General features: G+C 74.6%; 30 protein-coding genes. 15 read left to right on the forward strand and 15 right to left on the reverse strand.

The genetic code is table 11. From position 1 onward, the window contains the following. Positions 1–44: 44 nt before the first annotated feature. Both DQ241_RS08005 and DQ241_RS08010 read right to left on the reverse strand, forming a co-directional pair. Positions 45–1,583, reverse strand: coding sequence for an acetolactate synthase large subunit (locus DQ241_RS08005; protein WP_113829655.1), 1,539 nt, complete (start codon positions 1,581–1,583; stop codon positions 45–47). Further along, a complete protein-coding gene (locus DQ241_RS08010) occupies positions 1,580–1,897 on the reverse strand; it encodes an EthD family reductase (protein ID WP_113829656.1) in 318 nt (105 codons plus the stop codon). Before DQ241_RS08010 ends, DQ241_RS08005 begins: the two co-directional genes overlap by 4 nt. A 131-nt stretch (positions 1,898–2,028) precedes the next feature. On the opposite strand from DQ241_RS08010, the gene DQ241_RS08015 reads away from it, so the two are divergent. Beyond that, positions 2,029–2,427, forward strand: coding sequence for a hypothetical protein (locus tag DQ241_RS08015; protein ID WP_113829657.1), 399 nt, complete (start codon positions 2,029–2,031; stop codon positions 2,425–2,427). 5 nt (positions 2,428–2,432) lie between these two features. Then, a complete protein-coding gene (locus DQ241_RS08020; protein ID WP_113829658.1) occupies positions 2,433–3,110 on the forward strand; it encodes a DNA alkylation repair protein in 678 nt (225 codons plus the stop codon). Here DQ241_RS08020 and DQ241_RS08025 read toward each other — a convergent pair. Next, entirely contained in the window at positions 3,100–4,035 is a 936-nt protein-coding gene (locus DQ241_RS08025; RefSeq protein ID WP_113829659.1) for an NADP-dependent oxidoreductase, read from the reverse strand. The two genes, DQ241_RS08020 and DQ241_RS08025, sit on opposite strands and share 11 nt — an antisense overlap. A 105-nt stretch (positions 4,036–4,140) precedes the next feature. On the opposite strand from DQ241_RS08025, the gene DQ241_RS08030 reads away from it, so the two are divergent. From DQ241_RS08030 to DQ241_RS08045, 4 genes are all read left to right on the forward strand, one after another. Further along, on the forward strand, positions 4,141–4,650 hold the full coding sequence (locus tag DQ241_RS08030) for a toxin-antitoxin system HicB family antitoxin (RefSeq protein WP_113829660.1): 510 nt from the start codon (positions 4,141–4,143) through the stop codon (positions 4,648–4,650). Positions 4,651–4,736: 86 nt separating this feature from the next. Next, positions 4,737–5,528, forward strand: a complete 792-nt coding sequence (locus DQ241_RS08035; RefSeq protein ID WP_113829661.1) for a DUF4097 family beta strand repeat-containing protein — start codon at positions 4,737–4,739, stop codon at positions 5,526–5,528. A 12-nt stretch (positions 5,529–5,540) separates the two neighbouring features. Further along, positions 5,541–6,485, forward strand: a complete 945-nt coding sequence (locus tag DQ241_RS08040) for an ATP-binding cassette domain-containing protein (protein ID WP_113829662.1) — start codon at positions 5,541–5,543, stop codon at positions 6,483–6,485. Continuing rightward, a complete protein-coding gene (locus DQ241_RS08045; RefSeq protein WP_233492305.1) occupies positions 6,482–7,273 on the forward strand; it encodes an ABC transporter permease in 792 nt (263 codons plus the stop codon). The genes DQ241_RS08040 and DQ241_RS08045 overlap by 4 nt, the downstream gene beginning before the upstream one ends. 79 nt (positions 7,274–7,352) lie before the next feature. On the opposite strand, the gene DQ241_RS08050 is transcribed toward DQ241_RS08045, so the two are convergent. Next, positions 7,353–8,552: an acyl-CoA dehydrogenase family protein gene (locus DQ241_RS08050; RefSeq protein WP_113829663.1), complete on the reverse strand. Its 1,200-nt coding sequence runs from the start codon at positions 8,550–8,552 to the stop codon at positions 7,353–7,355. 115 nt (positions 8,553–8,667) lie between these two features. On the opposite strand from DQ241_RS08050, the gene DQ241_RS08055 reads away from it, so the two are divergent. Further along, the gene (locus DQ241_RS08055; RefSeq protein WP_233492306.1) at positions 8,668–9,822 is read left to right on the forward strand and encodes an acyl-CoA dehydrogenase family protein; all 1,155 of its coding nucleotides are present in this window, start codon (positions 8,668–8,670) and stop codon (positions 9,820–9,822) included. A gap of 48 nt (positions 9,823–9,870) precedes the next feature. After that, complete coding sequence (locus DQ241_RS08060; protein ID WP_113829951.1) at positions 9,871–10,272, forward strand: DUF4190 domain-containing protein; 402 nt, start codon at positions 9,871–9,873, stop codon at positions 10,270–10,272. A gap of 79 nt (positions 10,273–10,351) precedes the next feature. On the opposite strand, the gene DQ241_RS08065 is transcribed toward DQ241_RS08060, so the two are convergent. From DQ241_RS08065 to DQ241_RS08080, 4 genes are all read right to left on the reverse strand, one after another. Beyond that, complete coding sequence (locus tag DQ241_RS08065; RefSeq protein WP_113829665.1) at positions 10,352–10,561, reverse strand: hypothetical protein; 210 nt, start codon at positions 10,559–10,561, stop codon at positions 10,352–10,354. 172 nt (positions 10,562–10,733) lie between these two features. Continuing rightward, complete coding sequence (locus tag DQ241_RS08070) at positions 10,734–11,687, reverse strand: CoA ester lyase (protein WP_113829666.1); 954 nt, start codon at positions 11,685–11,687, stop codon at positions 10,734–10,736. A 151-nt stretch (positions 11,688–11,838) separates the two neighbouring features. Further along, complete coding sequence (locus DQ241_RS08075) at positions 11,839–12,594, reverse strand: SDR family oxidoreductase (RefSeq protein ID WP_113829667.1); 756 nt, start codon at positions 12,592–12,594, stop codon at positions 11,839–11,841. A 2-nt stretch (positions 12,595–12,596) separates the two neighbouring features. Further along, the gene (locus DQ241_RS08080; RefSeq protein WP_199584206.1) at positions 12,597–13,031 is read right to left on the reverse strand and encodes a hypothetical protein; all 435 of its coding nucleotides are present in this window, start codon (positions 13,029–13,031) and stop codon (positions 12,597–12,599) included. Between the two features lie 111 nt (positions 13,032–13,142). Here DQ241_RS08080 and DQ241_RS08085 point away from each other — a divergent pair, with 111 nt between their 5' ends. Genes DQ241_RS08085 through DQ241_RS08095 form a run of 3 tightly spaced genes read left to right on the forward strand, consistent with a single transcriptional unit; the run spans position 13,143 to position 16,125 of the window. Beyond that, entirely contained in the window at positions 13,143–14,480 is a 1,338-nt protein-coding gene (locus DQ241_RS08085) for an NAD(P)/FAD-dependent oxidoreductase (protein ID WP_113829668.1), read from the forward strand. Next, positions 14,477–15,394 (forward strand): RNA polymerase sigma factor SigJ, encoded by a 918-nt coding sequence (gene sigJ / locus DQ241_RS08090; RefSeq protein WP_199584207.1) that lies wholly within the window; start codon positions 14,477–14,479, stop codon positions 15,392–15,394. The genes DQ241_RS08085 and sigJ overlap by 4 nt, the downstream gene beginning before the upstream one ends. Next, positions 15,391–16,125 (forward strand): SDR family oxidoreductase, encoded by a 735-nt coding sequence (locus DQ241_RS08095; protein ID WP_113829669.1) that lies wholly within the window; start codon positions 15,391–15,393, stop codon positions 16,123–16,125. The genes sigJ and DQ241_RS08095 overlap by 4 nt, the downstream gene beginning before the upstream one ends. A gap of 6 nt (positions 16,126–16,131) precedes the next feature. On the opposite strand, the gene DQ241_RS08100 is transcribed toward DQ241_RS08095, so the two are convergent. Then, positions 16,132–17,058: a DMT family transporter gene (locus DQ241_RS08100; RefSeq protein WP_233492307.1), complete on the reverse strand. Its 927-nt coding sequence runs from the start codon at positions 17,056–17,058 to the stop codon at positions 16,132–16,134. After that, a complete protein-coding gene (locus DQ241_RS08105; RefSeq protein WP_233492308.1) occupies positions 17,055–17,927 on the reverse strand; it encodes a PhzF family phenazine biosynthesis protein in 873 nt (290 codons plus the stop codon). Before DQ241_RS08105 ends, DQ241_RS08100 begins: the two co-directional genes overlap by 4 nt. Before the next feature lie 25 nt (positions 17,928–17,952). On the opposite strand from DQ241_RS08105, the gene DQ241_RS08110 reads away from it, so the two are divergent. Together DQ241_RS08110 and DQ241_RS08115 are read left to right on the forward strand one after the other, a co-directional pair. After that, on the forward strand, positions 17,953–19,191 hold the full coding sequence (locus tag DQ241_RS08110) for a magnesium transporter MgtE N-terminal domain-containing protein (RefSeq protein WP_113829670.1): 1,239 nt from the start codon (positions 17,953–17,955) through the stop codon (positions 19,189–19,191). Beyond that, positions 19,184–19,744 (forward strand): DUF1003 domain-containing protein, encoded by a 561-nt coding sequence (locus DQ241_RS08115; RefSeq protein WP_113829671.1) that lies wholly within the window; start codon positions 19,184–19,186, stop codon positions 19,742–19,744. The genes DQ241_RS08110 and DQ241_RS08115 overlap by 8 nt, the downstream gene beginning before the upstream one ends. 3 nt (positions 19,745–19,747) lie before the next feature. Here the strand turns inward: DQ241_RS08115 and DQ241_RS08120 are convergent, their stop codons facing one another. Then, positions 19,748–20,389, reverse strand: a complete 642-nt coding sequence (locus tag DQ241_RS08120) for a DUF6518 family protein (protein ID WP_113829672.1) — start codon at positions 20,387–20,389, stop codon at positions 19,748–19,750. An 88-nt stretch (positions 20,390–20,477) separates the two neighbouring features. Between DQ241_RS08120 and DQ241_RS08125 the strand changes: the two genes are divergently transcribed. Continuing rightward, positions 20,478–20,954: a methylated-DNA--[protein]-cysteine S-methyltransferase gene (locus tag DQ241_RS08125; protein ID WP_113829673.1), complete on the forward strand. Its 477-nt coding sequence runs from the start codon at positions 20,478–20,480 to the stop codon at positions 20,952–20,954. Positions 20,955–20,959: 5 nt separating this feature from the next. Here DQ241_RS08125 and DQ241_RS08130 read toward each other — a convergent pair whose 3' ends face one another. After that, entirely contained in the window at positions 20,960–21,277 is a 318-nt protein-coding gene (locus DQ241_RS08130) for an AzlD domain-containing protein (protein WP_113829674.1), read from the reverse strand. Then, positions 21,274–21,966, reverse strand: coding sequence for an AzlC family ABC transporter permease (locus tag DQ241_RS08135; protein WP_113829675.1), 693 nt, complete (start codon positions 21,964–21,966; stop codon positions 21,274–21,276). Before DQ241_RS08135 ends, DQ241_RS08130 begins: the two co-directional genes overlap by 4 nt. Before the next feature lie 156 nt (positions 21,967–22,122). Here DQ241_RS08135 and DQ241_RS08140 point away from each other — a divergent pair, with 156 nt between their 5' ends. Then, positions 22,123–23,274, forward strand: coding sequence for an Mrp/NBP35 family ATP-binding protein (locus DQ241_RS08140; RefSeq protein WP_113829676.1), 1,152 nt, complete (start codon positions 22,123–22,125; stop codon positions 23,272–23,274). A gap of 59 nt (positions 23,275–23,333) precedes the next feature. Here DQ241_RS08140 and DQ241_RS08145 read toward each other — a convergent pair whose 3' ends face one another. Next, the gene (locus tag DQ241_RS08145) at positions 23,334–23,519 is read right to left on the reverse strand and encodes a hypothetical protein (RefSeq protein ID WP_113829677.1); all 186 of its coding nucleotides are present in this window, start codon (positions 23,517–23,519) and stop codon (positions 23,334–23,336) included. A gap of 71 nt (positions 23,520–23,590) precedes the next feature. Next, a complete protein-coding gene (locus tag DQ241_RS08150) occupies positions 23,591–23,980 on the reverse strand; it encodes a twin-arginine translocase TatA/TatE family subunit (RefSeq protein WP_113829678.1) in 390 nt (129 codons plus the stop codon). Positions 23,981–24,012 lie beyond the last annotated feature (32 nt).

Below are 24,012 nucleotides of genomic sequence, written 5' to 3' on the forward strand. Positions count from 1 at the left end.
GTGGCGCCCGATCCTGCTCCGATCGGGCGCCAGCGTGAACCCGGTCAGCGCAGGACGGCGTCGATGAGGTGCGGCCCCGGTTCGGCCAGCGCCGTCCGCAGCTGGTCGGCCAGCTCCTCCGCCGTCGTCGCCCGGGTCGCCGGCACGCCCATCCCCTGCGCCAGCGACACGAAGTCGAGCGCCGGCCCGCCCAGGTCGAACAGCTTCCGCGCGCGCTCCCCGTCCGAGGAGGCGCCCACCTTCTCGAGCTCGTGCTCGAGGATCGCGTAGGACGCGTTGTCGCAGACGATCGTGGTGATGTCGGCCTGCTCGCGGGCGTAGCTCCACAGTGCCGAGATCGTGTACATCGCGCTGCCGTCGGCCTGGATACCGATCACCGGGCGGTCCGGGCACGCGACCGCCGCGCCCAGCGCCATCGGCAACCCGTCACCTATCGCCCCGCCGGTCAGCGACAGCCAGTCGTGCCGCGGCCCGGCGGAGGTCAGCTCGGTCAGCCCCACCCCGGAGGTGAGCGCCTCGTCGACGACGATCGCCCCCTCCGGCAGCAGCGCCCCCACGACGGCGGCCATCGTCCGCGGGGTCAGGGGACCGATGGGCAGCTCGGGCTGCTCGAACTCCGCGACCTCCGGTGTCGCGTCGGGGGCGACCAGCTCCGCCAGCTCGCGCAGCGCGGCGACGCCGTCCTCTCCCGGCTCGCTGAGCACGTGCACGGTGCAGTCCTCCGGCACGGGCGTGCCCGGGGTGTCCGGGTAGGCGAAGAAGTGCACGGGCGCGGTGGCCCCGGCGAGCACCAGGTGCTTCGTGCCGGCCAGCGCGGCCATCGCCATCTCCGGCGGGTACGGCAGCCGGTGCAGGTCGGGCAGCCCAGCACCCCGCGCCGACCGCGCCGGGAAGGTCTCCGCCACCAGCCGCGCCCCGGTGCCCGCGGCGACCTGCGCGGCCGCCAGCTGGCCATCGGCCGTCATCACGTCACCGCCGACGAAGAGCACCGTCGGCTCGCCCGACCGCAGCGCCTTCGCGACGTCCTCGAGCACCGGGGAGGCGACCCTCGGCCGCGGGCGTCCCGGCACCGGCGAGGCCACCTCGGCGCCGTCACCCCAGGAGACGTCGGCCGGCAGGACCAGCGTGGCGATGCCGCCGGTGCTGATGGCCGCGACCGCCTCGGCCGCGTCGGCGGCGACGTCGGCCGGTGACAGCGAGCGGCGCACCCAGCGCGACACCGTGCCGGCGAGGGCGTCGATGTCGGACTCCAGCGGGGCGTCCAGCCGCTTGTGCGACCGGCCGTGGTCACCGACGACGTTCAGCAGCGGTGCCTTGCCGCGGCGGGCGTTGTGCAGGTTGGCCAGCCCGTTGCCCAGGCCCGGGCCGAGGTGCAGCAGGGTCGCCGCCGGGCGGCCGGTCATGCGCGCGTAGCCGTCGGCCGCCCCGGTCGCGACGCCCTCGAACAGCGTGAGGACGGCGCGCATCTCGGGCACGTCGTCCAGCGCGGCGACGAAGTGCATCTCCGACGTGCCGGGGTTGGCGAAGCAGACGTCGACCCCCGCGTCGACGAGGGTGCGGATCAGGGCCTGGGCGCCGTTCACCGGCCGCTCACCACCTGGACCTCGTAGTGCACGAAGGTGGCGCCGCCGGTGGCGAAGTTGGCGAGGTCCTTGCCCGCGGCGCGACCCTCGGGCGAGGACAGCGACTCGTTCATGACCTGCTCGGAGTCGAAGTCGAGCTCGGCGACGAGGTAGGGCGCCGGCTGCTGCGGGTCCAGCGACCGCGGGTGGCCCACGCTGATCCGGACCAGCCCGGGCTGCTGCAGCGCCAGCGGCGTGTGCGTCTCCCGGTAGTAGGCGTCGAACGCCTCCGGATCCGCCGGCTGCCCGTAGCTGACGACGAGCCTGTGCACCATTCCGAGCTCCCGTTCCGCGGGCTCCGCTGCCCGCCCCGACCCCAGCCAACCGGTCCGGGCCACGGCGCGCGACCGGGACCGGCGGCGAGCCGGAGCGCTCCGCCGGAAGCGACCCCGGCAGACTCACGTGCATGGCCGAGACCACCGCGACCCCGACCGCACGCCGCGCGCACCCCGCGCACAGCGCCCTCGTGGGCCTGGCCTCCCTCGGCGTCCTGCTCCAGGGCGTCTGGGCCGGGCTGTTCATGGGCGGCTCCGACGACTACGGCACCTGGGTGGAGGTGCACCAGCACGGCGCCGAGGCCACCGTGGCGCTGGCCGCCCTGGCCACGATCGCGGCGCTGGTCTGGCTGCGGCACCGGACCGCCGTCGTCGTCGGGACGGCACTGCTGTTCGTCCTCGCCCTCGCCGAGATGCTGCTCGGCATGGCGATCGACGACGCCTCGTGGGCCGTCGTCGTCCACGTGCCGCTGGCGATGCTGCTGCTCGCCCTGGCGGTCTGGCTGCCCACCCAGGCGCGGCGGGGCTGAGCCCCGTGCCGGCCGCCGGGCTCGCCGCGGCCGTGCGCCGGGCGCTGCGCGCGGCGGCCGATCCCGAGCGGACGCCGGCGATGCAGGCCTACATGAAGTCGGCGCAGCCGTTCCTCGGCGTGCGGCTGCCCGAGGTGAGCCGGCTGACCCTGGCCGCGGCCCGGGAGCACCCACCGGCCTCGGCGGAGGAGGTGGGCGCGGTCGCCGCCGACCTCTGGCGGGGAGCCACCCACCGCGAGGAGCGGTACGCCGCCGTCGCGCTGACCGGGCTGCCGGTCGCCCGCGGCGCGCTGGAGCTCCTCCCCCTCTACGAGGAGATGATCACCAGCGGCGCCTGGTGGGACCACGTCGACGCGATCGCGGGCCGCACCGCCCGGCTGCTGGTCGAGCACCCGGCGCAGATGACCCCGGTGATCCGCGGCTGGGCCCGCTCACCGGACAGGTGGCTGCGGCGCAGCGCCGTCCTCGCCCAGCTGGGGCTGAAGGACCGCACCGATCGCGACCTGCTGGCCGAGGTCATCGGGGCCAACGCCGGCGACGGCGAGTTCTTCGTCCGCAAGGCGATCGGCTGGGCGCTGCGCGACTTCGCCCGCACCGACCCCGCCTGGGTGCTCGCCTTCGTCGACGAGCACCCGCTCAGCCCGCTCTCGGTCCGCGAGGCGACCAAGCACCTCAGAAGGTGAGCACCAGCCGGCCGCGGACGCCGCCGCGCTCGAGCAGGCGGTGCGCCTCGGCGGCCTGCTCGACGGGGAACGTGCGGGCCACCCGCAGGGTCAGCACCCCCTCCTCGACCTGCTGCCGCAGCCGGTCCAGCGAGGCCCTGTCCTCGGCCACCTTGCGCACCATCGTCGGGAAGAACCGCAGCCCGCGCTGCCCGTCGCCGCGGTAGCCGCGCACCGTCGCCACCGCCCCGCCGTCCTTGACCGCCGGCAGCACGAGCGCGTCCTGCACCGAGCCGTCGGCCAGGCCGTCGACGCCGTCGGGGAACTCGGCCCGGATGCGCTCGGCGACGTCGTCCCCGCGCCGCACGACGACGTCGGCGCCGAGGTCGCGCACCAGCTGCTCGTCGGCCTCGGACGCGTCGGCGACGACGGTGAGCCCGTCGGCCTTGGCCAGCTGCACCACGTAGCCGCCGTACGCGCCGGCCGCACCGGTCACCGCCAGCACCTGCCCCGGCTCCAGTCCCATCAGGTCGAGCGAGAAGCGCGCGGTGAGCCCGTTCATGGGCAGAGTCGACGCCTCGACCGTGGTGGCACCCCGCGGCGTCCGCACGACGGAGTTCGCCGACAGCACCTTGTCCTCCCGGTAGCCGCCGTAGGGGCCGAACGGGACGACGAGGCCCATCGCCGCGTCGCCGACGGCGAGGTGCTCGACGCCGTCCCCCACCTCGGTGACGACGCCGGCGACGTCCATCCCGGGCACCCACGGCGGCGTCTTCACCGGATCACGGTCGGCGTAGGCGCCGGAGCGGGCGTGGGTGTCGGTCGGGCTCACCGCGGCCGCCTCCACCGCCAGCCGGACCTGCCCGGGACCCAGCGGCTCCGGCTCGACGTCGACGATCTGCAGGGCCTCGGGCCCACCGAACTCCATCACTCCCGCGGCACGCATGCGACGTGCATACACCGGCCGCGGGGGCCCGGGCCGACCGGGCCGTCGCCAAGTGACACCACGAAGGGGCTTGCGCTGACGTCATCGTGGTGTCACAGTGACGTCATGAACCTCGACCCCTTCGTCGACCAGCTCCGCCGCGATCTGCTCACCGCGGCCGACGCCGGCGGCGAGGAGGCCCGCGCCCTGGCGGAGCGGCTCACCGCCCCGCTGGAGTCCTCGGTCCGCCTGGCGCTGCTCAGCGCGCTGTCCCAGGCCGCCGAGGAGATCACCGGCCAGCTCGCCCCCGGCACCGTCGACGTGCGGCTGCGGGGGGACGACCTCGGCTTCGCCGTCACCCCTCCCCCTGCACCCGAGGCGCACGAGGCCCCGGCACCGGGCACCCCCGAGCCGGCCCCGGACGTCGACGAGGGCGAGACGGTCCGCATCACCCTGCGGCTGCCCGAGCAGCTCAAGGCCCGCGTCGACGAGGCGGCCACCCGTCTCGGCGTCTCGGTGAACACCTGGCTGGTCCGCGCCGTCGCCAACGCCGTCGAGCCCCAGCCCCGCCCGACGTCCGCACCCCGCCGCGGCCGCCGCTCCTCCGGCTCCGAGTTCACCGGCTGGGCGCGCTAGCACCCGCTCCACCCGCGCACCGCGCACCACCGACCCCGACCGACCGGTCCGGGGGCGATCCCCCCTGCCCCGAGGAGGGCGCAGCCATGCCCACGTTCGACACCCCCGGGCCCATCGCGGCCCGCATCGAGGTCGTCCACGGAGCCGTGCTGGTCCGTGCCGGCGACCGGCACGACACCACCGTCACGGTCCGGCCGCGCAACGCGGCCAGCGCCGCCGACGTCGCCGCCGCGCAGCAGACGCAGGTGACCTTCACCGCGGGAGAGCTGGTGGTCCGGTCGACCAGCCGGCCCCGGCTGCTGTTCTTCGGGTCCAGCCCGGAGATCGAGGTCGACGTCGTCCTGCCCGCGGGCTCCTCGCTCGACGTCCACACGACCTCCGGCGACATCACCTGCACCGGCCGGCTCGGCCGCGCCGAGCTGGAGAGCAAGCACGGCGGGGTGCGGATCGAGCAGGCCGGCAGCCTGCGCGCCCGCAGCGCCAGCGGCAGCATCTCCGCCGTCGCGGTCGCCGGTGAGACCGAGGCGACCACCGCGTACGGCGACGTCCGGGTGGGCGAGACCGCCGGCCCGGCCCGGCTGGAGACGGGGTACGGCGACGTCACCGTCGACCGGGCCCTGGGCTCCCTGACCGGCACCACGCAGTACGGCCAGGTGCGCGTCGGCCAGGCCGTCCGCGGCTCGCTCGTGCTCCAGACCGCCTACGGCGAGGTCGAGGCCGGCGTGCGCGAGGGGACGGCGGCCTGGCTCGACGTCTCCGCCGGCGCCGGGCGCATCCGCAACCTGCTCACCGAGACCGAGGGACCCGAGGGCGCCGACGAGACCGTCGAGATCCACGCCCGCACGTCCTACGGCGACATCCTGATCCGCCGGGCCTGAGAGGACCTGACCGTGACCGCTACCGCCATCGCCGTCCGCGGCCTGCGCAAGTCCTTCGGGGCGAAGGTCGTCCTCGACGGCCTCGACCTGACCGTTCCCGAGGGCACCGTCTGCGCCCTGCTCGGCCCGAACGGGGCCGGCAAGACCACCACCGTCGACATCCTGTCCACGCTCACCCCCGCCGACGCCGGGGAGATCCGCGTCGCCGGGCACGACCTGCACCGCGAGCCGGACGCCGTGCGCGCCTCGATCGCGCTCACCGGCCAGTTCTCCGCCGTCGACGACCTCCTGACCGGGGCGGAGAACCTGCGGCTCATGGCCGACCTGCTGCACCTCGGCCGGAAGGAGGGGCGGCGCCGGGCCGCCGACCTCCTGGAGCGGTTCGACCTCGTCGACGCCGCCGACCGGGTGCCGAGCACCTACTCCGGCGGCATGCGCCGCCGGCTCGACCTGGCCATGGGGCTCATGGGCGACCCCCGCGTCGTCTTCCTCGACGAGCCGACGACCGGGCTGGACCCGCGCAGCCGCCGCGCGATGTGGGACGTCGTCCGCGGGCTCGTCGCCGACGGCGTCACGATCCTGCTGACCACCCAGTACCTGGAGGAGGCCGACCAGCTCGCCGACCGGATCGGCGTGCTGGACGCCGGCCGGCTGGTCGCCGAGGGCACCGCCGACGAGCTGAAGCGGCTGGTCCCCGGCGGGCACGTCCGCCTGCAGTTCTCCGACGAGCCCGCGCTGCACGAGGCCGCCCGCCTGCTCGGGTTGCCGACCCCCGAGGCGGCCGCGCTGGCGCTCGAGGTGCCCGGCGACGGCGGGGTCGCCGAGCTGAGGACCCTGCTCGGCCGCCTGGACGACGCCCGGATCGACGTCGCCGGGCTGACCGTGCACACCCCCGACCTGGACGACGTCTTCCTGGCCCTCACCGGCCGGCCGACTCCCGAGGAGGTGCCCGCGTGAGCACGCTGGCCCTGACCCTGGACGACTCCGCCACCATGCTGCGGCGCAACCTCGTGCGCGCCGTCCGCTACCCCGGGCTGACCGTCATCGTCGCGGCGATGCCGATCGTCTTCCTGCTGCTGTTCGTCTTCGTCTTCGGCGGCACGCTCGGCGCCGGGCTGGGCGACCCCTCCGGTGGGCGCACCGAGTACCTCGCCTACGTCGTCCCCGGGATCCTGGTCCTCGCCATCACCGGCGGCGCCCAGGGGACGGCGATCGGGATCGCCATGGACATGACCGAGGGCATCATCGCCCGGTTCCGCACCATGTCGATCGCCCGTGCCGCGGTGCTGACCGGCCACGTCGTCGGCGCCGTCATCCAGACGGTGGTCGGACTGGCGCTCGTCGTCGCCGTCGCGCTGCTGATCGGCTTCCGGCCCGACGCGAACGCCGTCGAGTGGCTCGCCGCGATCGGCGTCCTGGCCCTGACCAGCTTCGCGCTGTCCTGGCTGTCGGTGGCGATGGGCCTGTCGACGAAGACCGTCGAGGCGGCCAGCAACGTGCCGATGCCGCTGATGCTCCTGCCGTTCTTCGGCAGCGGGTTCGTGCCGGTGGAGTCGATGCCGGCCGGGCTGCGCTGGTTCGCCGAGAACCAGCCGTTCACGCCGATCATCGAGACGGTGCGCGGCCTGCTGACCGGGACCGCGATCGGGTCCAGCGGCCTGGTCGCCATCGCCTGGTGCGCCGGCATCGCGCTGGTGGGCTACCTGTGGGCCCGCCGGAACTACGAGCGCCGCCCCGCCCGCTAGCCGGCTTTCGGTACCGAAAGCCGAACGCCCGCGCCCAGCTCTCGGCACCGAGGGCTGGGCGCGGGCGTTCGTGGCGCGGTCAGCGCTTGAGCTGGTACTCCTTGAGCAGGCCGCGGCTGATGATCGTCTTCTGGATCTCGCTGGTGCCCTCGCCGATGAGCAGGAACGGCGCTTCGCGCATGAGCCGCTCGATCTCGTACTCCTTGGAGTAGCCGTAGCCACCGTGGATGCGGAACGACTGGGTGGTCACCTCGGCGCAGTACTCGCTGGCGATCAGCTTGGCCATGCCGGCCTCGACGTCGTTGCGCTGGCCGCGGTCCTTGAGCCGGGCGGCGTTGACCATCATCAGGTGGGCGGCCTCGACCTTGGTGGCCATCTCGGCCAGCTGGAAGGCGATCGCCTGGTGCTGGGCGATCGGCTTGCCGAAGGTCTCCCGCTGCTGGGCGTAGGCGACGGCGAGCTCGAAGGCCCGGATGGAGATGCCGCAGGCGCGGGCGGCCACGTTGACCCGGCCGACCTCGACGCCGTCCATCATCTGGCTGAAGCCCTTGCCGGGCTCCCCGCCGAGGATGTCGGACGCCTCGGCCCGGTAGCCGTCGAACACCAGCTCGGTGGTGTCGACGCCCTTGTAGCCCATCTTGTCGATCTTGCCGGGGATGGTGATCCCGGGCTTGACCTCGCCGAAGCCGGCCGGCTTCTCGACCAGGAACGTCGTGAGGTTCTGGTGCGGCTTGTCCGCGCCCAGCTCGGTGCGCACCAGCGCGGCGACCAGGGTGGAGCTGCCGCCGTTGGTCAGCCACATCTTCTGGCCGTCGATGACGTAGCCGCCGTCGTCCTGCTTGGTCGCCTTGGTGCGGATGCCGGCGACGTCGGAACCGAGACCGGGCTCGGACATCGAGAACGCGCCGCGCACCTCACCGGTTGCCATGCGCGGGAGGTAGTACTCCTTCTGCTCCGGCGTCCCGTGCTGCTTGAGCATGTAGGCCACGATGAAGTGGGTGTTGATGACGCCGGAGACGCTCATCCAGCCGCGGGCGATCTCCTCGACCACGAGCGCGTAGGTGAGCAGCGACTCCCCGAGACCCCCGTACTCCTCCGGGATCATCAGCCCGAAGATGCCGAGCTCCTTGAGGCCGTCGACGATCTCCTGCGGGTAGGCGTCGGCGTGCTCGAGCTCCTGGGCGTTGGGGATGATCTCCTTGTCCACGAAGCTCCGGACCGTCGACAGGATCTCCTGCTGGATGTCGGTCAGGTCCGCGGTCTGCGCGAGGCGGGTCATCGGTCTCCTCCGGGACTCCGGTGTCCGTTGTTACCCGGGAGTATGGGCCACGCCGGCGCACCCTCCGGCGTGTGCCTGCTCACGGCCGCCGCCCCGGCGAGGAGAGGAGCACGCAGTGACCACGCTCAGCACCGAGGAGCAGGCGGTCGTCGCGGCGGTCCGGGAGTTCGTCGACCGCGACGTCCGGCCGGTCGCCCGCGAGCTGGAGCACGCGGACGCCTACCCCGAGAAGCTGATCGAGCAGATGAAGCAGCTCGGCATCTTCGGCCTGGCGGTGCCCGAGCAGTGGGGCGGGACGCCGGTGTCGATGCCCTGCTACGCGCTGGTCACCGCCGAGCTCGCCCGCGGGTGGATGTCACTGGCCGGGGCCATGGGCGGGCACACCGTCGTCGCGAAGCTGCTCGTCACGTACGGCACGCAGGAGCAGCAGGACCGCTGGCTGCCGCGGCTGGCCACCGGCGAGGTGCGCGCCACCATGGCGCTCACCGAGCCCGGCGGCGGGTCGGACCTGCAGGCGATGACCACCACCGCCCGCCGCGACGGCGACGACTACGTGGTCGACGGCGCCAAGACCTGGATCACCAACTCCCGCCGGTCCGGGCTGATCGCGCTGCTGTGCAAGACCGACCCGGCCGCGCAGCCCCGCCACGCGGGCATCTCGATCCTGCTGGCCGAGCACGGGCCGGGGCTCACCGTCTCCCGCGACCTGCCCAAGCTCGGCTACAAGGGCGTCGAGAGCTGCGAGCTCTCCTTCGACGGCTACCGGGCACCGGTCGACGCGCTGCTCGGCGGCGTCGAGGGCCGCGGGTTCGCGCAGATGATGAAGGGCCTGGAGACCGGCCGGATCCAGGTCGCCTCGCGCGCGCTCGGCGTCGGGCAGGCCGCGTTCGACGACGCGCTGCGGTACGCCCAGGAGCGGGAGAGCTTCGGCAAGCCGATCTGGCGGCACCAGTCGATCGGCAACTACCTCGCCGACATGGCCACCTCGCTCACCGCCGCCCGCCAGCTGGTGCTGCACGCCGCGGAGGTCTCCGAGACGGGCCGGCGCTGCGACCTGGAGGCGGGCATGGCCAAGCTGTTCGCCTCCGAGACCGCCATGCAGATCGCGCTGAACGCCGTCCGCATCCACGGCGGTTACGGCTACTCGACCGAGTTCGACGTCGAGCGCTACTTCCGCGACGCGCCGCTGATGATCGTCGGCGAGGGGACCAACGAGATCCAGCGCACCGTCATCGCGGCGCAGCTGGTGGAGCGCGGCGGGCTGGGCTGAGCGCCGGTTCGTGGTGGAGTGTCCGCAGCCGACCACGGGGAGGACGCGGTGAGCACACCGGAGGACGCCGGCCGCACCGAGCACTACGGGCAGGCCCCGCAGCACGGCTACCCGCCGCAGCAGAGCGCGCCGCCGCCGTACGGGCAGCCGCCCTACGGCCAGCCCGGCTACCCGCCGCCGGGCTACTACCCTCCCCCGGGCTACGCCCCGTACGGCCGGCCGACCAACACGCTGGCGATCGCCTCGCTCGTGCTCGCGTTCGTCTTCGCGCCGGCCGGGCTGATCACCGGGATCGTGGCGCGCAGGCAGATCAAGCAGACGCACGAGGACGGCGACGGCCTCGCGCTGGCCGGGATCATCGTCGGCGGGATCGTCACCGCCTTCTTCGTGCTCTTCATCGTCATCTGGATCGTCGCGGTGATCGCCCTGAGCCGGAACGGGTTCAGCTGACGCGATGACGCTCGCGCTGCCGGACACCGCGTTCCACTGCGCGGACGCGGAGCCGGGCGAGGCCTCGCGGAGGTAGCGCTCAGGAACTCGGCCGGATCTCACCCACGAGCACTCGACCGAGCGTGTGGATGATGTGCGGGATCCTCGAGTGGTCGAAGCCGACGCTGGCGATGCTCGTCTCGTCGGTCTCCGGGTCCCACACGATCTGGATCACCGGCTTCCCGCCGGACGCGGCGAGGAGCGCCGCGATCGTGGCTTCCCGGCTGCTCGTCAAGACGTCGTCGGCCATCGTGACCCTCCGCCCCCGCTGTCGCTGCGGTCGCGTGCGACGGTCACGGTGGACCGCCGGGTCCGGTTCCGCAACGACCTGAGAACTCCGCCGGGCGGCCAGCGACGGGTCGTGACCGACCGCACCGGCGGAGTTCCGAACGGTTCCGTTCCATGCTCCTGTCAGCGACCGGTCACGCCTCCGGCGGGGTGAACGACGACGTGCGGGACATGCCCGCCGCGCGGCCCTTGCCGGCGATGACCAGCGCCATCTTGCGGCTGGCCTCGTCGATCATCTCGTCGCCGAGCATCGCCGAGCCCTTCTTGCCGCCGGCCTCCGACGTGTACCAGTCGTAGGCGTCGAGGATCAGCTCGGCGTGGTCGTAGTCCTCCTGCGACGGCGCGTAGATCTCGTTGGCGGCGTCGATCTGGCCGGGGTGCAGCACCCACTTGCCGTCGAAGCCGAGGACGGCCGACCGCTTGGCGACCTCCTCGAACGCCGGCACGTCGCGCACCTGCAGGAACGGGCCGTCGATGGCCTGCACGCCGCGGGCGCGGGCGGCCATGAGGATCTGCATGAGGATGTAGTGGAACGGGTCGCCCGGGTAGTCGGGGTGCAGGGCACCCACGACCAGCGACTTCATGTTGATGCTGGCCATGAAGTCGGCCGGGCCGAAGATGATCGTCTCGATCCGCGGGCTGGCGAACGCGATGTCGTTGACGTTGATGAGGCCCTGCGCGGTCTCGATCTGCGCCTCGATGCCGATCCGGCCGACCTCGAGCCCGTTGCTCTTCTCGATCTGGGTGAGCAGGAAGTCCAGCGCCCGCACCTGGGCGGCGTCCTGGACCTTCGGCAGCATGATGCAGTCGAGGTTCGCGCCCGCGCCCTCCACGACCTCGATGACGTCGCGGTAGGTCCACTCCGTCGTCCAGTCGTTGACCCGGACGGTGCGGATCTTCTCGCCCCAGCCGCCCTCGTTCAGCGCCGCGACGATGTTCTTGCGGGCGCCGGGCTTGGCCAGCGGCGCGCACGCGTCCTCGAGGTCCAGGAAGACCTGGTCGGCGGGCAGCCCCTTGGCCTTCTCCAGGAAGCGGGGGTTGCTGCCGGGAACGGCGAGGTTGGAACGACGGGAACGGAGCTCGGCCACGGTGCCTCTCTTCGTGCAGACGACGGCGTCTTCAGCTACCGGAGGGTAGCGACGCGGTGATCACGCCGCTCCCCCGCCGATGCCCCGGCCGGCGAGCCGAGCGGGCGGGTGTGGTGGACGCCACGCGCCGGCTCGCCGGATCGGGCGACGGTCAGCGGCCCACCCGCTCCCGGGAGACCTCGGCGACCCACTGCGCGAACGTCCGGACGCCGAGGTCGGCGCCCGGTCCCGCGGTGAGGGTGCCGTCGCGGAACGCCCTCCCCAGCTTGCCGGGCAGCGGGACGGGCAGGACGAACCCGCCGCGGCCCGCGGCCCGGGCGTAGGACCGCACCATGTCGGTCATGCGCAGGACCTCCGGGCCGGCGAGGTCGGGCACCCGCCCCGCCGGTGCGCCCTCGGCCAGCGCGACCAGGCGCTCGGCCACCTCCCGGGCGGCGACCGGCTGGGACCGCATGACGGGGGCCGCGTGGAGCGGGCCGATCCCGAGCTGGCCGTGGAGCTGCTGCGCGAACTCGTGGAACTGGGTGGCCCGCAGCAGGGTCCAGGCGACGGGACCCCGGGCCACCAGCTCCTCCTGCACCACCTTGCCGGCGTAGTAGCCCCACGGCGCGCGGTCGGCGCCGACGACGGACAGCGCGACGTGGTGCGGCACACCGGCCCGCTCCTCGGCGGCCAGCAGGTGCGTGGTGACGGCGCGGAAGAACCGCACGGACGACTCCGCCGACTGCGTCATGACCGAGGCGACGTCCAGGACGGCGTCGACGCCGGCCAGCGTCGACCCGAGGCCGGTACCGCCGACGAGGTCCACGCCGGCGGAGCGCGACAGGACGAGGACCTCGTGGCCGCGGTCGCGGGCCACCTCGACGACGTGCCGCCCGACGGTGCCGGTCCCCCCGGCGACGGCCATCCTCACCGGGCCACCTCCACGCCGCGGTCGGGCGCCGCGGCGCGGACCGGCAGGAGCAGCGGGAGCGCGAGCACCAGCGTGGAGCTCAGCGAGACGACCTGCCCCACGACGTCGGCGGCCCCGAGGTGGTCGAGGTGCCGGAGGTGGTAGCCGAGGTGCGGCAACGAGTAGACGATCCACGCCAGGCCGACCACGAGGCCGGGGGCCGGATCCCGGTACCGGGTGGCCGCCGCGCTGGCCGCGGCGAGGCCCAGGTTGAACGTCCCGACGTCCCGGATGAGGTGCTCGTTGTAGGGGCCGTCGAGCGCGATCCAGGAGCTGAACGGCCCGGGGAAGGACTCGTAGAACGATGCGGGGAAGAAGGCGGCCCAGGTCCCCACGTAGAGCCCGAGAAGGACCAGGAGCCACAGCAGGGTGCGGCGTGCAGTCGGCGTCATGCCCTCCAGACGATGCGGGGCGCCGAAGTGTGAGGCCGGACCGCCTGACATCCGGGACGGCCGCCTCGTCATGCAGGTGACCGACCACCACCCGGAGCCCGAGGGAGCGCCGTGAAGCACATCCTGATCGTCGGAGGCGGGTACGCCGGCTTCTACGCCGCCCGGGGCCTCGAGCGCCGGCTGCGACGCGGGGAGGCCCGGGTCACCGTGGTCGACCCCCGCCCCTACATGACCTACCAGCCGTTCCTGCCCGAGGTCACGGCCGGCTCGGTCGAGGCCCGGCACGCCGTCGTCCCCCTGCGCCGCCACCTGCGGCGCACCCGCGTCGTGGCCGGCTCGGTCACCCGCGTCGACCACGCCCGGCGGACCGTGCAGATCACCACCGCGGACGCGACGCGGTGGGAGGAGTCCTACGACGAGCTGGTCGTCACCGCCGGCGCGGTGACCCGGACCTTCCCCATCCCGGGGCTGGCCGACACCGCGATCGGGCTCAAGCAGATCGAGGAGGCCGTGGCGATCCGGGACGGCATCATCACCGGCTTCGCCCGGGCCGCGGCCCTCCCCCACGGACCGCTGCGCCGCAAGCTGCTCACGGTCACCTTCGTCGGTGGCGGGTTCACCGGCGTCGAGGGCTTCGGCGAGACGCTGTCGCTGGCCGCCGCGCTGCTGCGCCGCCACCCCGAGATCGCGCCGGGCGAGGTGCGGTTCCACCTCGTCGAGGCCACCGACCGGGTGCTGCCGGAGGTCTCCGCAGCGCCGGGGCGGTGGGTCGTGCAGCACCTGCGCGACCGGGGCGGCCTGGTGCACCTCGGCACCCAGCTCGTCTCGGCGGTCGACGGGCACGTGGTCCTGTCGGACGGGCAGGAGTACGACTCCGGCCTGGTCGTGTGGGCCGCCGGGAATGCCGCCAACCCCGTCATCGCCACGCACACCGACCTGCCGCTGGACGCGCGCGGTTTCGTGACCGTGCGACCGGACCTGCGGGTCGTCGACGGCGACCGGGTCGTCCCCTCCGCGTGGGCGGCCGGTGACGACGCCGCCGTGCCCGACCTGGCGTCATCGAGCGAGGGAGCCAGGACCGTGCCCAACGCCCAGCACGCCGTGCGGCAGGGCCGGCTGCTGGCCCGGAACCTGGTGGCCGTGCTGCGCGGGGAGGAACCCCGGCACTACGTGCACAGCAGCCTCGGCGTCGTGGCCACGTTGGGCATCGGCCACGGCCTGTTCCAGTGGCACCGGGTTGTCGTGCGCGGCCCGCTGGCGTGGCTGATGCACCGCGGCTACCACGTCCTCGCCGTCCCCACCTGGGAGCGGAAGGTGCGCGTGCTGCTCGACTGGGCGGGCGCCCTCGTCGGGGGCCGGGACACCGCCTCGCTCGCCGACGTGGTCCACCCGCGAGCCGCTTTCGTGGCCGGTGCCCGCGGCCCGCACGACGACGAGCGCGCCGCGTGAGCGCGGGCACCCTCGGCCTGCCCGAGGTCGCCGACGAACGGCACCGCCTGCTGTCCCTGGCCTACCGGATGCTCGGGACCTTGGCCGAGGCCGAGGACGCGGTCCAGGAGACCTACCTCCGCTGGTACCGGATGACCGACGCCGAGCGCGCGGCGATCACCACCCCGCAGGCGTGGCTGACCCGCGTCGCCAGCCGGATCTGCCTCGACGTCCTGGCCTCGGCCCGTCGCCGCCGCGAGCGCTACGTCGGCGAGTGGCTGCCCGAGCCGGTCCCGGCGGACCTGTTCGCAGGCAGCCCCTCCCCCGCTCCCGGCGCCGACCCGTTCGACCGGATCAGCCTCGACGAGTCGGTGAGCACCGCCGTCCTCGTCGTCATGGAGGCCATGACCCCCGCCGAGCGCGTCGCCTTCGTCCTGCACGACGTGTTCGCGCTGCCGTTCGCCGAGATCGCCGACGTCGTCGGGCGGACGCCGGCCGCCGTCCGGCAGCTCGCCTCCTCGGCGCGGCGCCGGGTGCGGGAGCACGGCGCCGTGGGCGCGGGACGGCACGAGCACGACGCCGTCGTCCGCGCCTTCGCCCACGCCGCCGGCACCGGCGACCTCGACCGGCTCGCCGGCCTGCTCGACCCCGCGGTGACCCTGCGGTCCGACGGCGGGGGCGTGGTCAGCGCGGCCCGCCGCCCGGTGCTCGGCATCACCAACGTCGCCCGGTTCGTCCTCGGGGTGGTCCGCAAGTCCCCCGGCCTCGCGTTCGTGGAGGAACGCACCGGCGACGGCCTGGCCTACCGGATCGTCCAGGGCGACGCCGTGCGGGGCGTGCTCAACGCGCACGTCGTCGACGGCCGCATCACCGACGTCTGGCTGCAGGTCAACCCGGAGAAGCTGGGCAGCTGGCACGGGGCGGGCCGGACGTGAGGCTGTTCGTCGCGGGCGGGCAGGGGCTGGTCGGCGGCCGGCTGGTGGAGCGGCTGCGCGCCGCCGGACACGAGGCCGCGGCCGGATCGCGCCGGACCGGGGTGGACGCGCTCACCGGTGCCGGGCTCGGCGCCGCGCTGGCCGGCGTGGACGTCGTCGTCGACGTCCTGGACACCCCCGACATGACCACCGAGGCGGCGACCGCCTTCTTCCGCGGCACCACGACCCGGCTGCTCGCCGCCGAGCAGAGCACGGGGGTGCGGCACCACGTCCTGCTCTCGGTGGTCGGCGCGGACCGCGCGCTGGCCAACGGCTACCACGCCGGGAAGGTCGCCCAGGAGGACGCGGTGCGCGACGGCGACGTCCCGTTCTCGATCGTGCGCGCCACCCGGTTCCACGAGGTCGTCCCCCTGCTCGCGGACCTCCTGACCGTCGAGGGCGTGGTGCACGCGCCGCGCACCCGCGTGCAGCCGGTGGCCCTCGACGACGTGGTGGACCTGCTCGCCCGGGTCGCCGTCGGGCCGCCGACCGGCGACACCACCGACCTGGCCGGCCCGGAGGTGTTCGACCTCGACGACCTGCTGCGCACCGCCCTGACCGCCTCGGGGGACCCCCGCCCGGTCCGGACCGTCGGGGGCCAGGCGTTCGGCGCGGAGTCGGCGGACGCCCTCCTCCCGCTCGGGGACCACCTCACCGGCGCCCGCCCGTTCCCGGGGCGGCCCGCCGGCTGACCGGCCTCAGGTCGCGGGCTCGACCAGCGTCGTCGGCCGGCTGGCCCGCACGACCAGGGCGACCCCGGCGACGACGGCCGCCATCCCCGGCAGCGCCAGCAGCGGCGGCGCCTGCTGCAGGAGGATCAGCGCCACCAGGGTCGCCCCGGGCACCTCGAGCAGGATCACCAGGCTCACCATCGTCGGGCCCACGGAGGAGAGCACCAGGTTGAGCAGCGTGTGGCCCAGCAACTGGGCGCAGAAGGTGATGCCCGCGATGAGCAGCCAGTCGCGCCCGGAGAAGCCGAGCAGCGGGACGTCGGCGAGCACCGCGCCGACCGCGACGGCCACCGCGCACACCGAGTAGGCGACGACGGCGTAGGCGGAGGTGGACAGCCGCTCCCGGGCCCGGGCGCCGGCCAGCACGTAGCCGCCGGCGAAGATCGCGCCGAGCAGCGCCAGCCCGTCCCCGGCCAGGGCCTCCAGGCTGACCGAGACGTCGACGCCGGCGATGAGCCCCGCGCCGACGACGGCCAGCGCCAGCCCCCACCACACCGCCGCGGACAACCGCACGCCGGAGAAGTGGGCGACCAGCGCCGTCCAGATCGGCGTCGTGGTGACCAGCGCCGTCGAGGCGGCCACCGACGTCATGTTCAGGCTGGGCAGCCAGGCGGCGAAGTGCGCGGCCAGGAAGAGCCCGGCCACGACGGAGCTGCGCAGGTCCCGCCACCGCAGCCCGGCCACGGCGGCCCGCTCGCTGGTGAGGAGCACCGGCAGCAGCGCGGCGGCGCCGGCGGCGTTGCGCCAGAAGGCGACGGCGAGCACCGGGGCGGCGACCAGGGCGGTGAGCGGCCCGGACATGGAGACCCCGACGACGGCGATCGCCATCAGCCCCACGTCCCGGCCGCCCGGCCGGTGCACCGCCCAGGCCGCGTTGGCCTGCGCGGCCGTCACAGCTCGGGCACCCGGATCCGGCCGGCGGCGACGGGGACGACGGCGCCGCGGACGGTGGCGGCCACGGCCCGCCCACCCGAGGCGGTCACGGTGCACTCGAGCAGCGACGGCCGGCCCATGTGCTCGCCCTGCCGGATCGTGTACGACGACGTCCCCTCGCCGTCGAGCAGCCCGGCGCTCACGAGGAAGACGCCGGTGCCCAGCGCGGCCGAGCCGGTCGCCGGGTCCTCCCACGCGTCGGCCTCGGCGAACACGCGGGCGTAGGCGGTCGACGTCGCGGCGTCCCAGGACAGCACCGAGACGCCGTCCCCGACGCCGAGGCCGCTCAGCGCGGCCGGGTCGGGCGTCGCGCGGTCGACCACCTCGGGGTGCACGAGCAGGTAGCTGAACGGCAGCCCGCACCCGGCGACGGCGCTGGGCGGGCCCACCAGGTCGGCGGCGCTGAGCCCCATCGCCCGGGCCAGGACCGCGGCCTCCGGCCCGTCCTCCAGCGTCGGGCGGCCGCCGGTGAGCGTCGCGCCGTCGCCGTCCACCACGACGTCGAGCACACCGGCGCCGCACTCCTGGTGCAGCGTGCCGGCGGCCAGCCGGCCGGTGCGCACGAGGGTGTGCGCGGCGCCCACGCTCGGGTGACCGGCGAAGGGCAGCTCGGCGGACACGGTGAAGATGCGCACCCTGTAGTCGGCGCCGGGCTCGGTGGGCGCGCAGAGGAACGACGTCTCCGACAGGTGGAACTCGTTCGCCAGCGCCTGGCACTGCTCGGTGGAGAGGTCGTCGGCATCGAAGACGACGGCCAGCGGGTTCCCGGCGAACGCCCGCGGCGCGAACACGTCGACGATCTCGTAGTCCAGCATCCGCAGGCCGCTCACGGCGCCGACGGTAGCCTCCACAACCGTGACCACGGCGACCAGGGCGTACGTCTCCCGGCTCGCCGGGCTGACCGTCTTCGACCCCAACGGCGACCGGGTCGGCAAGGTGCGCGACGTCGTCGTCGCCCTGCGCGTGGGCACCGCCTGCCCGCGGGTCCTCGGGCTCGTCGTCGAGGTCGTCGCCCGCCGCCGCATCTTCGTGCCGATGGGACGGGTGACCGCGATCGACCCCGGCGCGGTGATGCTCGCCTCGGGCACCCTCAACCTCAAGCGGTTCGAGCAGCGCGGGGGTGAGACGCTGGTGCTCGGCGAGCTGCTGGACCGCTCGGTGCGCATCGCCGAGTCGGGGAAGCCGGCGACGGTCGTCGACGCGGGCATCGAGCAGACCCGCACCGGCGACTGGCAGCTGTCCAAGGTCGCCGTCCAGGAGCCGGGGCGGCTGGGCCGTCGCGGGCAGCTGCAGACGCTGGCCTGGGACGAGGTCGAGGGCCTGGCCGTCGCCGAGACCGGGCAGGGCGCCGAGACGCTGCTGGCCACCTACCGCGAGCTCAACGCCGCCGACCTCGCGCACGCGCTCCAGGAGCTGCCGAGCAAGCGCCGGCACGAGGTCGCCGAGGCGCTGGACGACCAGCGGCTGGCCGACGTCCTGGGCGAGCTGCCGGAGGCCGAGCAGATCACCATCCTCGGCACCCTGCAGGAGAGCCGCGCCGCCGACGTCCTCGAGGAGATGGACCCCGACGACGCCGCCGACCTGCTGTCGGAGCTGTCCAACGTCGACCGCAACCGGCTGCTCGAGCTGATGGAGCCCGACGAGGCCGAGCCGGTGCGCCAGTTGCTGAAGTACTCCGAGGACACCGCCGGCGGGATGATGACCAGCGAGCCGGTGATCCTCGCGCCGGACGCCACGATCGCGGAGGCGCTGGCCCGCGTGCGGGAGCCCGAGCTGACCCCCGCCCTGGCCAGCCAGGTGTACGTCTGCCGCCCGCCGTCGGCGACGCCCACCGGCCGCTACCTGGGGCTGGCGCACATCCAGCGGTTGCTGCGCGAGCCACCGTCCAACCTGGTCAGCGGCGTCCTCGACGACCTCGAACCGCTGAAGCCGGAGGCCCCGCTGGCCGAGGTGACCCGCTACTTCGCCACCTACAACCTGGTCGCGGCGCCCGTGGTCGACGAGCTGGGCCACCTCGTGGGCGCCGTGAGCGTGGACGACGTCCTCGACCACCTGCTGCCCGACGACTGGCGCGAGCGGGCACGCCGTGCCTGACGGCCGGCGGCTCGACGTCCCCAGCGGCGGCCCCCGCCGGTTCACCGGGTTCCTGCGGCTGAACCCGGACTCGGTCGGGGCCTTCGCCGAGAGCATCGCCCGCTTCCTGGGCACCGGCCGGTTCCTCGCGGTGCAGACGATCATCGTGGTCGTCTGGATCACGCTGAACGTGGCCGCGGTGAACCTGCGCTGGGACCCCTACCCGTTCATCCTGCTCAACCTGGCGTTCTCCACCCAGGCCGCCTACGCCGCGCCGCTGATCCTGCTCGCGCAGAACCGGCAGGCCGACCGCGACCGCGTGCAGGCCGAGGAGGACCGGGCCCGCGCCGCCTCGACCCGCGCCGACACCGAGTACCTGGCCCGGGAGCTGGCCTCGCTGCGGGTGGCCGTCGGCGAGCTGGCGACCCGCGACTTCATCCGCGGCGAGCTGAACCGGCTGACGTCCGACGACGGCGAGGACGTCGAGAAGCGCGAGAAGAAGCGCCGGAAGCGGGAGCGCGAGGAGCGGGAGCGCATGGAGGCCGAGGCCCGGGGCGGCGTGGCCCCCGCCTGACCGCTAGCCGATCAGCCCGCCGAAGGCGTCGAACAGCCGCAGCGCGACGGCGGTCGACGGGGCGAGGAGCAGGAGCCCCCAACCCCGGGTCGACCGGTGCCGCGGCAGGGCCACGACCAGGACCAACGCGACGACGGCGTCGACGACGCCCTGCACGGGGTGCACCAGCGGCGCCCCGTCGCCGGTGCCGGTGAGCCGGTACCAGAGCGGCAGGAACTCCCCACCGGCCAGCACGATCCCGCCCGCCAGCGCGACGGCCGCACCGGGCAGCAGTCCTGCTCGCCCGGTCGCCCACGAAGCCACGGCGGCGGTCGCCGCCACGGCCGTCGCGGAGAGCACCAGCCAGATCGGCAGCAGGCGGTTCCAGCCGAAGCCCAGCACCCACGCGGCCCAGGCGTAGTAGGCCAGCGTCATCGCGGCGAAGAAGGCGGCCGCCCGTGCCGCGGCGACCAGCGGCGCGGGCGCGAACCGGCCGATCAGCGCGACGGCCAGCACCCAGGCCGCCGGGTAGCTGCCCAGGTCGGCCGCCCAGCGCCAGCCGGACTCGTCGGCCGCCTTCGCGGCGACCCCGGCGAGGAGGCCCGCGCCGACGGCGACGAGGAACGACGTCGAGGTGGACCGCGGGAGCGCGGCGGTGGCGGTCATCGCGACGGATGCTGCCGGAGCGGCGATGGCCCGGGGAGCCGGACGCGCCGGGACCGGTTCTGTCGGTGGCCGGAGGGACCATGCGCGCATGCGCTCGCACGCGGTGCTCGGGTCGCCCATCGGGCCTCTCACGGCGGTCGTCGAGGACGGCGACCTCGTCGCGCTGTTCCTGCGCCCGCCCGACGCGTCGGCCGACCTCGGACCACGGGACGACGCCGGGTGCGCGGCGGTCGCCCGCCAGCTGGCCGAGTACTTCGCCGGCACCCGCACCGTGTTCGACCTGCGGCTGCGGCCGAGCGGCGACGACTTCGCGCTGGCCGTCGGCCGGCTGATCGCCGAGATCCCCTACGGCGAGACGCGCACCTACGGCGAGCTGGCCCGGCGGCTCGGCGACCGCTCCCTCGCCCAGGCGGTCGGCGGGGCGTGCGGGCGCAACCCGCTGCCGATCGTCGTGCCGTGCCACCGGGTCGTCGGCGCCGACGGCAGCCTGGTGGGGTTCGGTGGCGGCCTGCCGAGCAAGCGCTTCCTGCTCGACCTCGAGCAGCGCGCGCAGCGGTTGTTCTGAGGCCGTCAGCCGGCGAGGAGGTGCACGCCGGCGCCGGTGGCCCCGGCGAGGAGGAGCACCACGATGAACGGGGCCCGCAGCGCGAGCGCGGCCGCCGCGACCGCCAGCCCGGCGAGCCGGCCGTCGACGACGATCGCGCCGTCGGTGGTCAGCGCCTGCACCGCCACGAGGGCGGCCAGCAGCGCGGCGGGCACGAAGTCGACGACCCGCGCCACCCACGGCTGCTCCACCCAGGCGGCCGGCACCGAGAGCCCGGCCAGCTTGAGCAGGTAGCAGCCGACAGAGGCGACCAGCACCGCCGTCCAGAGCGCGGACGGGCTCATGCCGGCCGCTCCACCCGCGGCCGCCCCGCCAGGGCGACCGCCACGACCGCGGCGATGACCTGCACGCCGGCGGGCACGAACGGCGTCAGCGCCAGGGCGACCACGGCGCCGCCGAGCGCCACCCGCCGCTGCACGGCCGGCTCGGCGAAGCCCGCCCGCAGCCGGGGCCAGAGCAGGGCGAGGAACGCGGCGGGGACGATGGAGTCCAGCGCGGCGCCGGCGGTCTCCCCCAGGCCGGAGGCGCCGAGGACGCCGACCAGCGTCATCGCGTTCCAGCCGAGGTAGATGGTGGCGCCGGTGGCCCAGAAGGCCAGCCGGCCCAGCTCCCGGTCGGGGGCGGCGACCGCCATCGCCGTCGTCTCGTCGATGACCCAGTGCGCGGCACCGGCCCTGCGCAGCAGGCCGCGCGGGGCCAGCAGCGGCGCCATCCGCACGCCGTAGACGGTGTTGCGGGTGCCGAGCAGCAGGGCGCTGCCGACGGCCGCCGCCGCGCTGCCACCCGCGCCGAGCACGCCGACCATCGCGAACTGGGACGCCCCGGTGAACATCAGCGCCGAGAGCACCATCGCCTGCCAGGCGTCCAGGCCCGCAGCGTCGGCCGCGGCGCCGAACGCGATGCCGTAGAGGCCCACGGCCAGCCCGAGCCCGACGGCGTCGCGCAGCGTGGCGGAGCGCTCGGGGGACGGCACGGCCGCGACCCTAGTTCGCGCTCGTGTGCGGCCCGGATCACCCTCCGGCGGGCCGCCCCGCCGATCACCCGCCGTACAGTGGCAGGCGATCCGAGTGCGCTGGTCGCGCTGCACGGCACCGGCCCGGATCCCCCCGTCGAAGGAGACACACACCGCATGTCCGACACGCTGACCGGCACGCCGGCGCTCGACGCCGTGAACGCCGCTCTGGCCACCGTCCAGGACCCGGAGATCAACCGCCCGCTCACCGAGCTGGGCATGGTCAAGGACGTCCGGATCGGCGCCGACGGCTCCGTCGCCGTCGAGGTCTACCTGACCGTCGCCGGCTGCCCGATGCGCGAGACCATTACCAACCGGGTCACCACCGCCGTCTCCGCCGTCCCCGGCGTGACCTCGGTGCAGGTGGCGCTGGACGTGATGAGCGACGAGCAGCGCGCCGAGCTGCGCAAGACCGTGCGCGGCACCGACGCCGCCGACCCGGTCATCCCCTTCGCCCAGCCCGGCTCGCTGACCCGCGTCTACGCGGTCGCCTCCGGCAAGGGCGGCGTCGGCAAGTCGTCGGTGACGGTGAACCTGGCCGCGGCGCTGGCCAAGCGCGGGCTCTCGGTCGGCGTCGTGGACGCCGACATCTACGGCCACTCGGTGCCGCGGATGCTGGGCGTGGACGACAAGCCCACCCAGGTCGACAACATGATCATGCCGCCGCAGTCGATGGGCGTGAAGGTCATCTCGATCGGGATGTTCACCCCGGGCAACACCCCGGTGGTGTGGCGCGGGCCCATGCTGCACCGCGCGCTGCAGCAGTTCCTCGCCGACGTGTGGTGGGGCGACCTCGACGTCCTGCTGCTGGACCTGCCCCCGGGCACCGGCGACGTCGCGATCTCGATCGCCCAGCTGCTGCCGAACGCCGAGATCCTCGTCGTCACGACCCCGCAGCTGGCCGCCGCCGAGGTGGCCGAGCGGGCCGGCGCCATCGCCACGCAGACCCACCAGCAGGTCATCGGCGTCATCGAGAACATGAGCTGGATGGAGCTGCCCGACGGTTCCCGCATGGAGGTCTTCGGCTCCGGCGGTGGTCAGACGGTGTCCGACGCGCTCACCCGCACCCTCGGCGCCCGCGTGCCGCTGCTGGGCCAGGTGCCGCTGGACACCCGGCTGCGGGAGGCCGGCGACGCCGGTGCCCCGATCGTCCTGGCCGAGCCGGAGTCACCGGCCGCGCAGGCGCTGACGAAGATCGCCGACGGGCTGGCCAGCCGCCAGCGCGGCCTGTCCGGCATGTCGCTGGGGCTCACCCCCGTCAAGCACTGAGCTGAACCGCCGAGAGGCCGGAACCCCGACGGGGTCCCGGCCTCTCGCGCTTCCCGGGATCAGCCGAAGACCGCCATCAGCAGCAGCCCGACCGCGATGACCATCAGCAGCGCCGCGAGCATGCGGAGGCCCCGCCGCCGTCCTCGGCGGTTCGTGACCAGGCCACCCATGAGGTCGCTCAGCCCCTGCAGCTGCCCGCTCGGCGACAGGCTGTTGACCTCCTTGCCCGGGGAGGGTTCGTGCACGACGGGCCTCCTGCCTCGAAGCGGGCTCGCCCCGAGGGTCTCCCGCTCCGCACGAGCGGACGCCGGGCCAGCTAGGTCGCGTCCCAGTCGAAGGGCGGTGGGGTCGAGCGGTCGCGGGGACGTCCGGCGTCGCGGGCCGTGACCGCCCCGGTGGCGGCGGCCAGCCCGGCCGAGCCGGTGGCGCTGCCGCGGTGCACGGTCGGGGCGTCGTCGTCGAGCAGCAGCTGCTCGCGGATGAACGTCCGCGGGTGGTACCTGCGCAGGTCGAGGTCGCGCAGCTCCGGCAGGTCGTCGCCCAGGGTCTCGTTCACCTGGGCGCGGACGCCGGTGATCGCGGTGCGCAGCTTCTTCAGCCCGGACGCCGCGTCCTTGGCCAGGTGCGGCAGCCGCTCGGGGCCGAAGATGAACAGCGCGGCGAGCGCAAGGACGACGATCTCGCCCCAGCCGATCGAGTCGAACACCTCGCCCCCTCCCTCCGGATGCGTCCCAGCCT

This window comes from Blastococcus sp. TF02A-30, from assembly GCF_003319185.1.
Taxonomy (GTDB): Bacteria; Actinomycetota; Actinomycetes; order Mycobacteriales; family Geodermatophilaceae; genus Blastococcus.

Bases quoted from the DNA above. Each gene is read 5' to 3' on its own strand.
- DQ241_RS08010 (WP_113829656.1), bottom strand. From the start codon at position 1,897: ATGGTGCACAGGCTCGTCGTCAGCTACGGGCAGCCGGCGGATCCGGAG.
- DQ241_RS08015 (WP_113829657.1), top strand. From the start codon at position 2,029: ATGGCCGAGACCACCGCGACCCCGACCGCACGCCGCGCGCACCCCGCG.
- DQ241_RS08025 (WP_113829659.1), bottom strand. From the start codon at position 4,035: ATGCGTGCCGCGGGAGTGATGGAGTTCGGTGGGCCCGAGGCCCTGCAG.
- DQ241_RS08030 (WP_113829660.1), top strand. From the start codon at position 4,141: ATGAACCTCGACCCCTTCGTCGACCAGCTCCGCCGCGATCTGCTCACC.
- DQ241_RS08035 (WP_113829661.1), top strand. From the start codon at position 4,737: ATGCCCACGTTCGACACCCCCGGGCCCATCGCGGCCCGCATCGAGGTC.
- DQ241_RS08050 (WP_113829663.1), bottom strand. From the start codon at position 8,552: ATGACCCGCCTCGCGCAGACCGCGGACCTGACCGACATCCAGCAGGAG.
- DQ241_RS08065 (WP_113829665.1), bottom strand. From the start codon at position 10,561: ATGGCCGACGACGTCTTGACGAGCAGCCGGGAAGCCACGATCGCGGCG.
- DQ241_RS08075 (WP_113829667.1), bottom strand. From the start codon at position 12,594: ATGGCCGTCGCCGGGGGGACCGGCACCGTCGGGCGGCACGTCGTCGAG.
- DQ241_RS08080 (WP_199584206.1), bottom strand. From the start codon at position 13,031: ATGACGCCGACTGCACGCCGCACCCTGCTGTGGCTCCTGGTCCTTCTC.
- DQ241_RS08120 (WP_113829672.1), bottom strand. From the start codon at position 20,389: ATGACCGCCACCGCCGCGCTCCCGCGGTCCACCTCGACGTCGTTCCTC.
- DQ241_RS08125 (WP_113829673.1), top strand. From the start codon at position 20,478: ATGCGCTCGCACGCGGTGCTCGGGTCGCCCATCGGGCCTCTCACGGCG.
- DQ241_RS08130 (WP_113829674.1), bottom strand. From the start codon at position 21,277: ATGAGCCCGTCCGCGCTCTGGACGGCGGTGCTGGTCGCCTCTGTCGGC.
- DQ241_RS08140 (WP_113829676.1), top strand. From the start codon at position 22,123: ATGTCCGACACGCTGACCGGCACGCCGGCGCTCGACGCCGTGAACGCC.